The organism is Pseudomonas sp. Leaf48 (assembly GCF_001421885.1).
Lineage (GTDB): Bacteria > Pseudomonadota > Gammaproteobacteria > Pseudomonadales > Pseudomonadaceae > Aquipseudomonas.
Window position 1 is genome coordinate 1 of the sequence record NZ_LMLH01000002.1, and the last position, 14,615, is coordinate 14,615.

General features: G+C 60.0%; 12 protein-coding genes. 9 read left to right on the top strand and 3 right to left on the bottom strand.

All coding sequences use genetic code 11. The features are described from left to right. Positions 1 to 142: 142 nt before the first annotated feature. Both tusA and rlmM read right to left on the bottom strand, forming a co-directional pair. Positions 143 to 394: a sulfurtransferase TusA gene (gene tusA / locus ASE98_RS02075; RefSeq protein WP_060539761.1), complete on the bottom strand. Its 252-nt coding sequence runs from the start codon at positions 392 to 394 to the stop codon at positions 143 to 145. Between the two features lie 234 nt (positions 395 to 628). Then, positions 629 to 1,702: a 23S rRNA (cytidine(2498)-2'-O)-methyltransferase RlmM gene (gene rlmM / locus ASE98_RS02080; RefSeq protein ID WP_060539762.1), complete on the bottom strand. Its 1,074-nt coding sequence runs from the start codon at positions 1,700 to 1,702 to the stop codon at positions 629 to 631. 223 nt (positions 1,703 to 1,925) lie between these two features. On the opposite strand from rlmM, the gene acnA reads away from it, so the two are divergent. From acnA to ASE98_RS02095, 3 genes are all read left to right on the top strand, one after another. Further along, positions 1,926 to 4,655: an aconitate hydratase AcnA gene (gene acnA, locus ASE98_RS02085; protein ID WP_060539763.1), complete on the top strand. Its 2,730-nt coding sequence runs from the start codon at positions 1,926 to 1,928 to the stop codon at positions 4,653 to 4,655. A 143-nt stretch (positions 4,656 to 4,798) separates the two neighbouring features. Further along, positions 4,799 to 5,590: a CPBP family intramembrane glutamic endopeptidase gene (locus tag ASE98_RS02090; protein ID WP_060539764.1), complete on the top strand. Its 792-nt coding sequence runs from the start codon at positions 4,799 to 4,801 to the stop codon at positions 5,588 to 5,590. 103 nt (positions 5,591 to 5,693) lie between these two features. Next, positions 5,694 to 7,259, top strand: a complete 1,566-nt coding sequence (locus ASE98_RS02095) for a methyl-accepting chemotaxis protein (protein WP_060539765.1) — start codon at positions 5,694 to 5,696, stop codon at positions 7,257 to 7,259. 833 nt (positions 7,260 to 8,092) lie between these two features. Here the strand turns inward: ASE98_RS02095 and ASE98_RS02100 are convergent. Next, the gene (locus ASE98_RS02100; protein WP_060539766.1) at positions 8,093 to 8,773 is read right to left on the bottom strand and encodes an alpha/beta family hydrolase; all 681 of its coding nucleotides are present in this window, start codon (positions 8,771 to 8,773) and stop codon (positions 8,093 to 8,095) included. Positions 8,774 to 8,868: 95 nt separating this feature from the next. Between ASE98_RS02100 and ccoN (ASE98_RS02105) the strand changes: the two genes are divergently transcribed. From ccoN (ASE98_RS02105) to ccoO (ASE98_RS02130), 6 genes are all read left to right on the top strand, one after another. After that, a complete protein-coding gene (gene ccoN / locus ASE98_RS02105; RefSeq protein WP_060539767.1) occupies positions 8,869 to 10,293 on the top strand; it encodes a cytochrome-c oxidase, cbb3-type subunit I in 1,425 nt (474 codons plus the stop codon). 10 nt (positions 10,294 to 10,303) lie between these two features. Beyond that, positions 10,304 to 10,912: a cytochrome-c oxidase, cbb3-type subunit II gene (gene ccoO, locus ASE98_RS02110; protein ID WP_060539768.1), complete on the top strand. Its 609-nt coding sequence runs from the start codon at positions 10,304 to 10,306 to the stop codon at positions 10,910 to 10,912. Positions 10,913 to 10,915: 3 nt separating this feature from the next. Beyond that, a complete protein-coding gene (locus tag ASE98_RS02115; RefSeq protein WP_060539769.1) occupies positions 10,916 to 11,113 on the top strand; it encodes a cbb3-type cytochrome oxidase subunit 3 in 198 nt (65 codons plus the stop codon). After that, a complete protein-coding gene (gene ccoP, locus ASE98_RS02120; RefSeq protein WP_060539770.1) occupies positions 11,110 to 12,066 on the top strand; it encodes a cytochrome-c oxidase, cbb3-type subunit III in 957 nt (318 codons plus the stop codon). Before ASE98_RS02115 ends, ccoP begins: the two co-directional genes overlap by 4 nt. Positions 12,067 to 12,564: 498 nt before the next feature. Further along, the gene (gene ccoN / locus ASE98_RS02125; protein WP_060539771.1) at positions 12,565 to 14,007 is read left to right on the top strand and encodes a cytochrome-c oxidase, cbb3-type subunit I; all 1,443 of its coding nucleotides are present in this window, start codon (positions 12,565 to 12,567) and stop codon (positions 14,005 to 14,007) included. After that, on the top strand, positions 14,007 to 14,615 hold the full coding sequence (ccoO, locus tag ASE98_RS02130; protein WP_024164411.1) for a cytochrome-c oxidase, cbb3-type subunit II: 609 nt from the start codon (positions 14,007 to 14,009) through the stop codon (positions 14,613 to 14,615). The genes ccoN (ASE98_RS02125) and ccoO (ASE98_RS02130) overlap by 1 nt, the downstream gene beginning before the upstream one ends.

Below are 14,615 nucleotides of genomic sequence, written 5' to 3' on the forward strand. Positions count from 1 at the left end.
CCAGCGTGTAATCGCGCTGACTGCGCCTTTTCCCCGAATCCATTGCTCCCTCCTGAAAATAGGTCAGAAGGTGTAAACCTTATTCAGGACGGGACAGAGCGCACAAAAAAAGCCTGCAAATGCAGGCCTTTTTTTGGCTTCGTTACCCAGATTTCTTGCGAATCCAGTAGAGGTAGGTGCCTGCCTCTTCGTGCTGCGCGATCAGCTCGTGGTCGAGAAAAACGCAGAACTTGGGGATATCGCGACGGGTCGACGGATCGGTGGCGATCACCTTGAGCAGGCCGCCGGGCACCAGGTCACGGATGTGCTGGTGCAGCATCATCACCGGCTCCGGGCAGTTGAGGCCGGTGGCGTCGAGGGTGCCGTCTACCGGCGTATCAAGCATTTCACTCATGATTTACTCCTGAAACTTGCCGGCATTGTCGCGCATAGCCGGGTGTTCGGTCATCTGTATCGTGGCTAGGGGGCTTGTCGGAACGCCACATCGCCCCGTTGGACTACGCAGTAGTCCCATAACAGTTTTGGACCCATAACAGTTTTGGACCCATAACAGTTTTGGGGCCGCTTCGTGGCCCAACGGGGGCAAGCCCCCTCGCCACAAAGGCTCTCCCACAGGGGGCCGTGTGAATCAGCGGGATTTGGGCTTCTTCACGTCCAGGCGGCGCAAGTGGCAGGTCACTTCTTCACGGTCGTGATACAGCTGCTTGCAGCCGATCTCGACCCGGATGCCCCGTGCCTTGAAGCCGTCGGCAATCCGTTCCAGCAAGCGTTTCACTTCGGCATAGCGCTGCTTCATCGGCAGCTTCAGGTTGACCACTGCCTCGCGGCAATGCCCATCGCCAATCCACTCTTCCAGCATCGCCGCGTTACGCGCAGGTTTTTCGACGATGTCACAAACCATCCAGTCCACCGGCTGCTTGGGCTTGAAGGTAAAACCATCAGCCATCAAGTGTTGCACCAGCCCGGTGTCCATCAGGCTTTCGGCCATCGGGCCGTTGTCGATGGCGGTCACCAGCATGCCGCGATTGACCAGTTGCCAGGTCCAGCCACCGGGGGCGGCACCCAGGTCGACGCCGGTCATGTCGCCGTGCAGGCGCTCGTCCCACTGATCCCGTGGAATGAAGTGGTGCCAGGCCTCCTCCAGCTTCAAGGTTGAGCGGCTCGGTGCCTCGCGGGGAAACTTCAGGCGCGGGATGCCCATCGGCCACATCGCCGAGTTGTTCGACTCGGCCAGGCCCATGAATACTTCCCGGCCGCTCTTGAAGGTCAGCAGCAGCCGCGGTTTGTGCGCATCTTCCACCAGTTTGCCGGCGGCCATCAGCGCCTTGCGCAGGTGAACTTCGAACTTCTTGCAGAAGTTCGACAGTTCCTTGCCGTCGTTGGTATCGACCATTTCCAGCCACAGGCTGCCGCACAGCGGGAAGTCCGCCATGTGCGCAAGGATTACACTGATACGGTCGGTTTCCGGCAAATCGATGAAAATCCCCCGGGCCCATTGGCGCGGGAAGATCAGCTCGGCGAAACGCTGACCGCGCATCAGGCGCTCGGCGCCGTCTACTTCGGTGCAGACAAATTCGGCGCAGGCGCTGGCAGTCTTGGCCTTGGCATACCCGGCCACATTCAGCCGTGCGGCAAGGTCGGAAATCTCGGAACAGACTTCGCCTTCGAAGCCCGGCCGGCAATGCATAAAGAGGGTGTTCATTCTTACTCCTGGGCAGATGGCGATAAATTACGCCGCTGCGCGATGCCCAGACGTTGCGTTGAAGCAAAGCCTGTCACGAAAACCCGCGCATGATAGCCGACTTCGCAACCCCGGACTTGTCGATAGAGTCCAGTTATTAGCCAGCTAATGAAAACAGGGCTAGGTTTAATGCTCTGTCCGTCCCCTCAGTCCGTAGCCGTGCGGACTCAAAGGAGTGATCGTAATGCCGTCCCTCGATAGCCTGAACACCCTTGAAACCCTGCAAGTCGATGACAAGACTTACCACTATTTCAGCCTGCCGCAAGCTGCCAGGAGCCTTGGTGACCTGGACAAGCTGCCGATGTCCTTGAAAGTGCTGCTGGAAAACCTGCTGCGCTGGGAGGACGAAAAAACCGTCACCGGCGCCGACCTCAAAGCCATCGCCGCATGGCTCAAGGAGCGTCGCTCCGACCGCGAGATCCAGTACCGCCCGGCGCGGGTCCTGATGCAAGACTTTACCGGCGTCCCGGCCGTGGTCGATCTGGCCGCCATGCGTGCAGCAATGGCCAAGGCCGGCGGTGATCCGCAGCGCATCAACCCGCTGTCGCCGGTGGACCTGGTGATCGACCACTCGGTGATGGTCGACAAGTTCGCCAGCAGCAGCGCCTTCGAGCAGAACGTTGACATTGAGATGCAGCGCAATGGCGAACGTTATGCCTTTCTGCGCTGGGGCCAGAGCGCCTTCGACAACTTCAGCGTGGTGCCACCAGGCACCGGGATCTGCCACCAGGTCAATCTGGAATACCTCGGCCGCACGGTCTGGACCAAGGACGAGGACGGCCGCACCTATGCCTTCCCCGACACCCTGGTCGGCACCGACTCCCACACCACCATGATCAACGGCCTCGGCGTACTCGGCTGGGGCGTCGGCGGCATCGAAGCGGAAGCGGCCATGCTCGGGCAACCGGTATCGATGCTGATTCCGGAAGTCATCGGCTTCAAACTCAGGGAAGGCATCACGGCCACCGACCTGGTGCTGACTGTTACCCAGATGTTGCGCAAGAAAGGTGTGGTGGGCAAATTCGTCGAATTCTACGGCGACGGCCTTGCCGACCTGCCGCTGGCCGACCGCGCGACCATCGCCAACATGGCGCCGGAATACGGTGCAACCTGCGGTTTCTTCCCGGTGGACGACATCACACTGGAGTACCTGCGTCTGTCCGGCCGCCCAATCGAGACCGTGAAACTGGTCGAGGCCTACAGTAAGGCTCAGGGCCTGTGGCGCCTGCCGGGCAAGGAACCGGTGTTCACCGACAGCCTGGAACTGGACATGGGCAGCGTAGAGGCCAGCCTCGCCGGACCGAAACGCCCGCAGGACCGTGTGGCGCTACCGAATGTCGCACAAGCGTTCAGCGACTTCCTCGGCGTCCAGCTCAAACCCACCAGCAAGGAAGAAGGTCGCCTGGAAAGCGAAGGCGGTGGCGGCGTGGCAGTGGGCAATGCGGACATGGCGGGCGAGGCGGACTACGAATTTGAAGGCCAGACCCACCGGCTGAAAAACGGCGCCGTGGTGATTGCCGCGATCACCTCCTGCACCAACACGTCCAACCCGAGCGTGATGATGGCGGCCGGGCTGGTGGCCAAAAAAGCAGTGGAAAAAGGCCTGCAACGCAAACCCTGGGTGAAAAGCTCCCTGGCCCCGGGCTCGAAAGTGGTCACCGACTACTACAAGGCGGCCGGGCTGACGCAATACCTCGATCAACTCGGTTTCGCGCTGGTGGGTTACGGCTGTACCACCTGCATCGGCAACTCCGGCCCCCTGTCGGAACCGATCGAAAAAGCCATCCAGCAAGCCGACCTGACAGTGGCCTCAGTGCTGTCGGGAAACCGCAACTTCGAAGGCCGGGTGCATCCCCTGGTAAAAACCAACTGGCTGGCTTCCCCGCCACTGGTGGTTGCCTATGCGTTGGCGGGCACTGTGCGCATCGACCTCAGCAGCGAGCCGCTGGGTACCGACCAGAACGGCAAGCTGGTTTATTTGCGCGACATATGGCCGAGCAGCCAGGAAATCGCCGAGGCGGTGGCACGCGTCAACACAGCGATGTTCCACAAGGAGTACGCCGAAGTGTTTGCCGGTGACGAGCAGTGGCAGGCGATCGTAGTGCCGCAAGCCGCCACTTACGTCTGGCAGGCGGATTCGACTTACATCCAGCATCCGCCCTTCTTCGATGACATCGGTGGCCCGCCACCAGTGGTCAAGGATGTAGCCGGTGCCCGCGTCCTCGCCCTGCTGGGAGATTCGGTGACCACTGACCATATCTCTCCGGCCGGCAACATCAAGGCCGACAGCCCGGCGGGCCACTATCTGCGCGACAAAGGCGTGGAACCACGGGACTTCAACTCCTACGGCTCCCGGCGCGGCAACCATGAAGTGATGATGCGCGGTACCTTTGCCAACATCCGCATTCGTAACGAAATGCTCGGTGGCGAGGAAGGCGGCAACACCTTTTATATTCCCACCATGGAAAAAATGCCGATCTACGATGCCGCCATGCGTTATCAGGCGGCAGGCACACCGCTGGTGGTGATCGCCGGGCAGGAATACGGCACCGGATCGAGCCGCGACTGGGCCGCCAAAGGCACTAACCTGCTCGGTGTAAAGGCAGTCATTGCCGAGAGTTTTGAACGTATCCACCGCTCCAATCTGGTGGGCATGGGCGTTCTGCCGTTGCAGTTCAAGCTGGATCAGAATCGCAAGAGCCTGAACCTGACCGGCAAGGAGTCCCTGGATATCCTGGGACTGACCGGCGTCGAGCTGACACCACGGATGAACCTGAACCTGGTCATCACCCGTGCAGATGGCAGCCGCGAGAAAATCGAGGTGCTTTGCCGGATCGATACGCTTAATGAAGTGGAGTACTTCAAGGCGGGAGGGATTTTGCACTACGTGTTGCGTCAGTTGATTGCGTCCTGACCCTGCACTGACACAAACACCGCCTTCGGGCGGTGTTTTTGTTGGGGTGGGCCGCTCTATAATCGCGCCTTTGCTCGGCAAGCGAAGATTCACCAAACCCGGTGAGATCAACTCGACCGCAGTTTTTGACCCAAGGACTTTGAATGATTGCCCTGCCATGGACCTGCCTGACCCTGCTCTCCCTCGGCTATGGCATGGCCCTGGCGTACGGCCATCTCGGCTGGCTGGCGGCGATTTCCGTGGTTTTGCTGTTGGTCGCAGGCTTTGCCGTGCGCCAACAACAACTTCAGTTCGGCCGCTGGCTCGGCCATGGCCTGTTCATCTTTCTGGCCTTGGCCCTGGCGATGCACTGGCTGCCCGGTTTCTACAATGGTCGCGTCATTCCTGCCCAGCGCTTCACCGACAATGCCGTGCCGTTTTCCATGTACCTGAACCTGGACAAACCCCTGATCGGGTTCTGGCTGTTGCTGGCCTGCCCATGGATTATCAGTCGCCGCTCGCTACGACGCAGCTTGTATGCCAGTGCGCTGGCCCTGACCTTGAGCGCCGTGCTGGCTCTGGGTGGCGCGCTGCTGCTGGGCGTCATCGAATGGGCACCAAAATGGCCGGAGCACGCCTGGTTGTGGCTGCTCAACAATCTGTTGCTGGTGACCCTGGTTGAAGAGGCTCTGTTTCGTGGCTATATCCAGGGCGGCCTGACTCGATGCTTTAAAGATTTGGCCTACGGCGAGAACCTCGCCCTGTTTCTTGCATCCCTGCTGTTCGGCCTGGTGCATGCGGGAGCGGGCTGGCATTGGGTGCTGTTGGCGAGTCTGGCGGGAGTCGGCTATGGCCTGGCCTACCGTTTTGGCGGCCTGGCGGCGGCCATCGCCACTCATTTCGGCTTGAATGTGTTGCACTTCGCACTGCTCACCTATCCGATGCTCGCGAGCTGACGCAAGGGTCGTTTTGCGACGCACCGCTGATTTTCGAAAAAAATCTCATTAAATCGCCGAGGTTGCCGATACAGCACTTGAAAGCCTTGCGGACTAATAAACCATGCGTAACAACCAGCCCATTACCCAGCGCGAGCGGACTTTCCCGGCTCAGCAACGGTTGATTTCCACCACTGATGCCAAGGGCGTGATCAGCTACTGCAACGACGCCTTTGTCGAAATCAGCGGCTTCTCCCGGGAAGAACTGATGCGTGCACCGCACAACCTTGTTCGTCATCCCGACGTGCCGGCCGCAGTCTTCACGCACATGTGGGGCACACTCAAACAAGGCTTGCCATGGATGGGCATTGTCAAGAATCGCTGCAAGAACGGTGACCACTACTGGGTTAACGCCTACGTCACACCGATCTTCGAAGGCAATCAGGTGATCGGTTACGAGTCGGTGCGGGTCAAGCCCACCGCCGAACAGATCCGCCGTGCCGAAGCGCTCTACCAACGCATCAACCAGGGCAAGTCGGCCATTCCTTCCAGCGATAAATGGCTGCCGATCCTGCAAGACTGGCTGCCGTTCATTCTGGTCAGCCAACTGAGCTTCATGATCGGTGCGTCACTCAATTCCCATTGGGGCTTTGCCCTGGCTGCCGGCCTCTCGGTGCCATTGGGTTTGCTGGGCTTGAGCTGGCAACAGCGTGGTCTCAAGCGCTTGCTGCACCTGGCCGAACAAACCACCTCCGACCCGCTGATCGCCCGGATGTACACCGACAGCCGTGGCGCCCAGGCGCGCCTGGAGATGTCGATCCTCAGTCAGGAAGCCCGTCTGAAAACTTGCCTGACCCGCCTGCAGGACACCGCCGAACACCTGAACGACCAGGCCAGACAGTCCGACGCCCTGGCGCACAACAGTTCCACCGGCCTTGAGCGTCAACGGGTGGAGACCGAGCAAGTGGCCACCGCCGTCAACCAGATGGCCGCGACCACCCAGGAAGTCGCCAGCCACGTGCAACGCACGGCCGATGCAACGCAGGAAGCCAATCGCCTGACCGGTCGAGGTCGCGAAATTGCCGGGGAAACCCGCGAAGCCATCCAGCGCCTGTCGGTGGTGGTCGGTGAAACTGGCGTGACCGTGACCCAGTTGGCCAAGGACAGCAATGAAATCGGCGGCGTGGTCGACGTGATCAAGGGCATCGCCGACCAAACCAACCTGCTGGCCCTCAACGCCGCCATCGAAGCGGCCCGTGCCGGCGAGATGGGACGCGGTTTTGCCGTGGTGGCCGATGAAGTCCGCCAGCTGGCGCAACGCACCAGCGAGTCGACCGGGCAGATTCACGCCCTGATCGCCAAGCTCCAGCAAACCGCCGGCACCGCCGTACAGACCATGGAAGCCGGGCATCGCCAGGCGGAAGAAGGTGTGGCGCGGGTGCTCGAAGCGGACCAGGCACTGGTGGGGATCAGCGAAGCGGTGGCCAACATCACCGACATGACCACCCAGATTGCCGCCGCGACCGAAGAGCAAAGTGCCGTGGCCGAGGAAATCAGCCGCAACATCAGCAACATTTCCGACCTCGCGGACCAGACCTCGGAGCAGGCACAGAACTCGGCGTTGTTGAGTGAAGAGCTGACCAAGACGGCGAACACCCAATATTCGCTGGTGGAGCGGTTTAACCGCTGATAGGTCTGAAGGGACAAAGAACCCGGATGGCGCAAGCTTCCGGGTTTTTTGTTGTCGCTCTGAAGGGCGTGTCGCCAACACGGAACTCTTCGCCGACAAACCGGCCCCACACATATTGGGGTGTGAATGCGATCTACTATCGCATTCAAAATCCCTCCCCCTCACCCCAACCCTCTCCCCCAAGGGGGGCGAGGGGAAAGGGAGCCGATCTTCATGCTGTTCAAAATTTGAGTACGACTCGAGATCCCAGGTCGATGTAACCCGAGTAATCACCTCGGTCAGTCCCCTCTCCCACAGCAGGAATGGAAAGGGAGCCGATCTCCATGCCATTCAAATCCGGAGTNAACCCGAGTAATCACCTCGGTCAGTCCCCTCTCCCACAGCAGGAATGGAAAGGGAGCCGATCTCCATGCCATTCAAATCCGGAGTTCAATTCAATATCTCAGGTCGATGTAACCCGAGTAATCACCTCGGTCAGTCCCCTCTCCCACAGCAGGAATGGAAAGGGAGCCGATCTCCATGCCATTCAAATCCGGAGTTCAATTCAATATCNTAACCCGAGTAATCACCTCGGTCAGTCCCCTCTCCCACAGCAGGAATGGAAAGGGAGCCGATCTCCATGCCATTCAAATCCGGAGTTCAATTCAATATCCCAGGTCGATGTAACCCGAGTAATCACCTCGGTCAGTCCCCTCTCCCACAGCAGGAATGGAAAGGGAGCCGATCTCCACGCCATTCAAATCCGGAGTTCAATTCAATATCTCAGGTCGATGTAACCCGAGTAATCACCTCGGTCAGTCCCCTCTCCCCCTGGGAGAGGGCTAGGGTGAGGGCTACACCTGAAGGAACGCAGCAACCCGCCCCGCCGCAGTCGCCAAATGCTGCTCATGACTAAACCCCGAAGCCTTCAACGGCTTCAAATCATGATCCCCCGCCACCAGCCACATCACCTCGATACTCGGCGATAACGAATAACCCCCGACCGCCTCCCGATTGCCCAGCGCATCCCGTTCGCCCTGCACAATCAGGGTTCGTGTCTTCAGCCCCGGCAAATGCTCGACCCGTGGCTTCTCTGGTTTACCCACCGCATAAAACGGATACCCCAGGCACACCAGGGCATCAGCACCCAACTCATCCGCCAGCAAACTGGCCATCCGCCCGCCCATGGACTTGCCGCCAATGGCCAGACGCCCGGCGACATGACGTCGCACCTGGGCATACACCTCGCGCCAGCACTCCAGCAGTTTTGCTGCCGGGTTCGGCGGGCGTTTACCGCCATCGACACGCCGCTGAGCCATGTAGGGAAACTCGAAGCGCAACACGTTGACGCCATGCGCGGCAAGGCGCGCAGCCATGTCGCTCATCCAGTCACTGTCCATCGGTGCGCCGGCGCCATGGGCGAGAATAAGCGTAGCCGAGGCCGGCGCTGCAGCGGCATTCCACAACCATCCATGATCCCGCACGCACTGCGCCCATTGATCCCCGTCAATACTGGCCTTGTGCTCTTTGTCCATGCTTGCCTCGCTTTTAGTCTGCCTATAACTCCAGGCGAAGGGTGCACTGCATTGCGCGAGCGCGATCACTTCGGCTGAACCGTGGATGGGGAACCATGAACACTTCTATCAGTACCGCCTACAACTACAAGGTGGTCCGCCAATTCGCCATTATGACGGTGGTGTGGGGCATCGTCGGCATGGGGCTCGGAGTTTTTCTCGCCGCCCAGTTGGTCTGGCCCGAACTCAACTTCAATCTGCCATGGACCAGCTTCGGCCGTTTACGCCCGCTGCACACCAACGCGGTGATCTTCGCGTTCGGCGGTTGCGCGCTGTTCGCCAGTTCATTCTATTCGGTACAGCGCACATGCCAGGCGCAACTGTTCGCGCCAAAAATCGCTGCGTTCTGCTTCTGGGGCTGGCAGCTAGTCATCCTGTTGGCGGCGATCACCCTGCCGCTCGGTTACACCACGTCCAAGGAATACGCCGAGCTGGAATGGCCGATCGATATCCTCATCACCATTGTCTGGGTCGCCTACGCGATCGTGTTCTTCGGCACGATCATGCAGCGCAAGACCAAACACATCTATGTGGGCAACTGGTTCTTCGGCGCGTTCATCGTCACCGTGGCAATCCTGCACATCGTCAACAATATTGAGTTGCCGGTGAGTTTCACCAAGTCTTACTCGGTATACGCCGGTGCCACCGACGCCATGGTGCAATGGTGGTACGGACACAACGCCGTGGGCTTTTTCCTCACTGCCGGTTTCCTCGGGATGATGTATTACTTCGTGCCGAAACAGGCCGAACGCCCGGTGTATTCCTATCGCCTGTCGATCGTGCACTTCTGGGCACTGATCACCCTGTACATCTGGGCAGGTCCCCACCACCTGCACTACACCGCGCTGCCGGACTGGGCGCAATCGCTGGGCATGGTGATGTCGCTGATCCTGCTGGCTCCAAGCTGGGGCGGCATGATCAACGGCATGATGACCCTGTCGGGTGCCTGGCATAAGTTGCGCAGCGACCCGATCCTGCGCTTCCTCGTGGTGTCCCTGGCGTTCTACGGCATGTCGACCTTCGAAGGTCCGATGATGGCGATCAAGACCGTCAACGCCCTCTCCCACTACACCGACTGGACCATTGGCCACGTACACGCCGGCGCCCTCGGCTGGGTAGCGATGATTTCCATCGGCGCGCTGTACCACATGATCCCGAAAGTCTTCGGCCGCACGCAGATGCACAGCACCGGCCTGATCAACGCGCACTTCTGGCTCGCGACCATCGGCACCGTGCTGTACATCGCCTCGATGTGGGTCAACGGCATTGCCCAGGGCCTGATGTGGCGTGCGGTGAACGAGGACGGCACGCTGACCTACTCCTTCGTCGAAACCCTGGTGGCCAGCCACCCAGGCTTCGTCGTGCGGCTGGTGGGCGGCGCGATCTTCCTCAGCGGCATGTTCCTGATGGCCTACAACACCTGGCGCACCGTGCGGGCCTCCCAGCCTGCCGACGTCGCCGCTGCCGCGCAGATGGCCTGAGGAGTCCGCCATGAAACACGAAACAATCGAGAAAAACATCGGCCTGATGCTGCTGATGATGATCCTGGCCGTGAGCATCGGCGGCCTGACCCAGATCGTCCCGCTGTTCTTCCAGGACGTGACCAATAAACCGGTGGAAGGCATGAAGCCCTATACCGCGCTGCAACTGGAAGGGCGTGACATCTACATCCGCGAAGGCTGCGTCGGTTGCCACTCGCAGATGATCCGGCCGTTCCGCGCCGAGACCGAACGCTACGGGCATTACTCAGTGGCCGGTGAAAGCGTGTGGGATCACCCGTTCCTGTGGGGTTCCAAACGTACCGGTCCGGACCTGGCCCGGGTCGGCGCTCGCTACTCGGATGACTGGCACCGTGCGCACTTGTACAACCCGCGCAACGTGGTGCCGGAATCGAAGATGCCGGCCTATCCGTGGCTGGTGGCCAATCCGGTCGACAGCAGTCAGACCGCAGCCAAGCTCAAAACCATGCGCACCCTCGGCGTGCCGTACACCGACGAGGACATTGCCGGTGCGGCCGAGTCGCTCAAGGGCAAGTCGGAAATGGACGCGTTGGTCGCCTACCTGCAAGTGCTCGGCACTGCGATCAAGAGCAAGAGGTGAGCCATGTTCTTTGAGTTAAGCATTGGAATGATCCGCGGCCTGGGTACGGTCGTGGTGTTCGTGGCCTTCGTCGGCCTGACGCTGTGGGTGTTCAACAGCAAGCGCAATCCGCAGTTCGCCGAAGCGCGCCTGCTGCCATTCGCCGATGAGCCACAACCCGACATCACCCACGATCGCGCAACAAGGAGTACCCGGCCATGACCACCTTCTGGAGTATCTGGATCTGCGTACTGACCATCGGCAGCCTGATCGGCCTGACCTGGCTGTTGATCGCCACCCGCAAGAGCGAAACCAAGGGCAGCGTCGACCAGACCATGGGCCATAGCTTCGATGGCATCGAGGAGTACGACAACCCGTTGCCAAAATGGTGGTTCATGCTGTTCGTCGCCACCCTGGTGTTTGCCGTCGGCTACCTGATCCTCTATCCGGGACTGGGTAACTGGAAAGGCATCCTGCCCGGCTACGAAAACGGCTGGACCGGCGTGCATGAATGGGAAAAGGAGATGGACAAGGCTGACGCCAGGTTCGGACCGATCTTCGCCAAATTCGCCGCCATGCCCGTGGAAGAAGTAGCGAAGGACCCACAAGCACTGAAAATGGGCAGTCGCCTGTTTGCGTCCAACTGCTCGGTGTGCCACGGCTCCGATGCCAAGGGTGCCTTCGGCTTTCCCAACCTGGCGGACAGCGACTGGCGCTGGGGCGGCACCGCGGAAACTATCAAGACCACCATCATGGGTGGCCGGGTGGCGGCGATGCCGGCCTGGGGTGAAATCCTCGGCGAAGAGGGCGTGAAGAACGTCGCCGCCTATGTCCGTCATGATCTGGCCGGCCTGCCACTGCCGGCCGACAGCACAGCGGATCTGCAAGCCGGACAGCAGGCGTTCAACAGCACCTGCGTGGCTTGCCACGGGGCAAACGGCCAGGGCACCGAAGCCATGGGCGCACCAAACCTGACGCACCCGGCCGGGTTTATCTACGGTACGAGCCTGGCGCAGCTGCAACAAACCATCCGCCATGGTCGCCAGGGCCATATGCCGGCGCAGAACGAATTGCTCGGCAACGATAAGGTGCAACTGCTTGCAGCCTACGTGTATAGCCTTTCGAGAAGTGATGAGCAGTTGAGCGAAAAGCTTCAAGCTACCAGCAGCAAGTAAAGGCAAAGCAAAGCCGCAACTACGGGCTCTAACCTGGAGCTTGTAGCTTGCGGCTCGCCGTTACGGCAAAGCTGCTTCTTTTTGTCGCACCCTCCCAGCGTCTTCCTTTCGGTTCCCCGGATTCGGGTCTAAGCTTGCCCGATGCGGACCGGCAAGCAGCGGGTCCAGGTCGACCTTGACTGATGTGTTCGACGATTTCGTCCGAGGACAGGCCGCAAAGGCCGGTAAAACCGGCTGTCGCGCCAATTGCCTTTGGTCGCTCGATCGTTGCGTTTGAACACACCCCGTTACATCCGACCTGAACCCCTCGCCTTTTGATTGCACCGGGACATTTTGCCCTTGGGCTATTTTGTCCTTACGCGGCGCATGGAAAGGCCGCAGAATCAGCATTTGAAAGCATTGACCAAGGTCATGGCGCGTTGCAATGACCCCCTGCTTTCTCCATACTTGCGGCCGATTTTTAATCCTAATAAAACACCCAAACCGTGGAACCTTAGAATGAGCACAGCAATCAGTCCGACTGCTTATAACTATAAGGTAGTCCGCCAGTTCGCCATCATGACGGTGGTCTGGGGGATCCTTGGCATGGGGCTCGGTGTCTTCATCGCCTCGCAACTGGTCTGGCCGGAGTTGAACTTCGGTCTGCCATGGACGAGCTTTGGACGCCTGCGCCCGTTGCACACCAACCTGGTGATTTTCGCCTTCGGTGGATGTGCACTGTTTGCCACCTCTTATTACGTCGTCCAGCGAACCTGCCAGACGCGACTGATTTCCGACAGCCTCGCGGCCTTCACCTTCTGGGGATGGCAAGCGGTGATCGTCGGTGCCGGCATTACCTTGCCTTTGGGTTTGACCACCAGCAAGGAATACGCCGAACTGGAATGGCCCCTGGCTATTCTGCTGGCCATTGTCTGGGTCACCTACGCTGTGGTGTTCTTCGGCACCATCGTCAAGCGCAAGACCAAGCACATCTATGTCGGTAACTGGTTCTACGGTGCCTTCATCCTGGTGACGGCGATGCTGCACATCGTCAACCACATGTCGCTGCCGGTCAGCCTGTTCAAGTCCTACTCGGCCTACGCCGGTGCGACTGACGCGATGATCCAGTGGTGGTACGGCCACAACGCCGTGGGCTTCTTCCTGACCACCGGCTTCCTGGGGATGATGTACTACTTCGTGCCGAAACAGGCCGAGCGTCCGATCTACTCCTATCGCCTGTCGATCGTGCACTTCTGGGCACTGATCACCCTGTACATCTGGGCCGGTCCCCACCACTTGCACTACACCGCTTTGCCGGACTGGGCTCAGTCCCTGGGCATGGCAATGTCGATCATCCTGCTGGCGCCAAGCTGGGGCGGCATGATCAACGGCATGATGACCCTGTCGGGTGCCTGGCATAAGCTGCGCACCGACCCGATCCTGCGCTTCCTGGTGGTGTCCCTGGCGTTCTACGGCATGTCGACCTTCGAAGGTCCGATGATGGCGATCAAGACCGTGAACTCCCTGTCGCACTACACCGACTGGACCATCGGCCATGTACACGCCGGTGCCTTGGGCTGGGTGGCAATGATCTCGATCGGCGCGGTCTACCACATGATCCCGAAACTGTTCGGTCGTGCGCAGATGCACAGCACTGGCCTGATCAACACCCACTTCTGGCTCGCGACCATCGGTACCGTGCTCTACATCGCTTCGATGTGGGTCAACGGCATCACCCAGGGCCTGATGTGGCGTGCAATCAACGATGACGGCACCCTCACCTACTCGTTCGTCGAAGCGCTGCAAGCCAGCCACCCGGGCTTCATCGTCCGCGCCCTGGGCGGTGCGTTCTTTGCTGCCGGCATGCTGTTCATGGCTTACAACGTATTCCGTACCGTACGTGCCTCGAACCCGGCAGAAGCCGAAGCCGCCGAACAGATTGCCGTAGTTGGAGCTCACTGATGAAGCATGAAGCAGTCGAGAAGAACATTGGCCTGCTGGCCTTCTTCATGGTCATCGCCGTCAGCATCGGCGGCCTGACCCAGATCGTTCCGCTGTTTTTCCAGGATGTCACCAACAAGCCGGTCGAGGGCATGAAGCCCCGCTCCGCCCTTGAACTGGAAGGCCGGGACGTTTACATCGCTAACGGTTGTGTCGGCTGCCACTCGCAGATGATCCGTCCGTTCCGTGCTGAAACCGAACGCTATGGCCACTACTCCGTTGCCGGTGAAAGCGTCTGGGACCACCCGTTCCTGTGGGGCTCCAAACGTACCGGTCCAGACCTGGCCCGTGTCGGCGGTCGTTACTCCGATGACTGGCAGCGTGCGCACTTGTACAACCCGCGCAACGTCGTGCCTGAGTCGAAAATGCCGGCCTACCCGTTCCTCGTGGAAAACAAGCTCGACGGCAAGGACACCGCGAAGAAAATGGAAGTCTTGCGCACGCTCGGCGTCCCTTACACCGACGAAGACATCGCCGGTGCAAAAGACGCCGTGAAGGGCAAAACCGAAATGGACGCGCTGGTGGCCTATCTGCAAGGCCTGGGCACCATCATCAAAAGCAAACGGTGA

Bases quoted from the DNA above. Each gene is read 5' to 3' on its own strand.
- tusA (WP_060539761.1), bottom strand. From the start codon at position 394: ATGAGTGAAATGCTTGATACGCCGGTAGACGGCACCCTCGACGCCACC.
- rlmM (WP_060539762.1), bottom strand. From the start codon at position 1,702: ATGAACACCCTCTTTATGCATTGCCGGCCGGGCTTCGAAGGCGAAGTC.
- acnA (WP_060539763.1), top strand. From the start codon at position 1,926: ATGCCGTCCCTCGATAGCCTGAACACCCTTGAAACCCTGCAAGTCGAT.
- ASE98_RS02090 (WP_060539764.1), top strand. From the start codon at position 4,799: ATGATTGCCCTGCCATGGACCTGCCTGACCCTGCTCTCCCTCGGCTAT.
- ASE98_RS02095 (WP_060539765.1), top strand. From the start codon at position 5,694: ATGCGTAACAACCAGCCCATTACCCAGCGCGAGCGGACTTTCCCGGCT.
- ASE98_RS02100 (WP_060539766.1), bottom strand. From the start codon at position 8,773: ATGGACAAAGAGCACAAGGCCAGTATTGACGGGGATCAATGGGCGCAG.
- ccoN (WP_060539767.1), top strand. From the start codon at position 8,869: ATGAACACTTCTATCAGTACCGCCTACAACTACAAGGTGGTCCGCCAA.
- ccoO (WP_060539768.1), top strand. From the start codon at position 10,304: ATGAAACACGAAACAATCGAGAAAAACATCGGCCTGATGCTGCTGATG.
- ASE98_RS02115 (WP_060539769.1), top strand. From the start codon at position 10,916: ATGTTCTTTGAGTTAAGCATTGGAATGATCCGCGGCCTGGGTACGGTC.
- ccoP (WP_060539770.1), top strand. From the start codon at position 11,110: ATGACCACCTTCTGGAGTATCTGGATCTGCGTACTGACCATCGGCAGC.
- ccoN (WP_060539771.1), top strand. From the start codon at position 12,565: ATGAGCACAGCAATCAGTCCGACTGCTTATAACTATAAGGTAGTCCGC.
- ccoO (WP_024164411.1), top strand. From the start codon at position 14,007: ATGAAGCATGAAGCAGTCGAGAAGAACATTGGCCTGCTGGCCTTCTTC.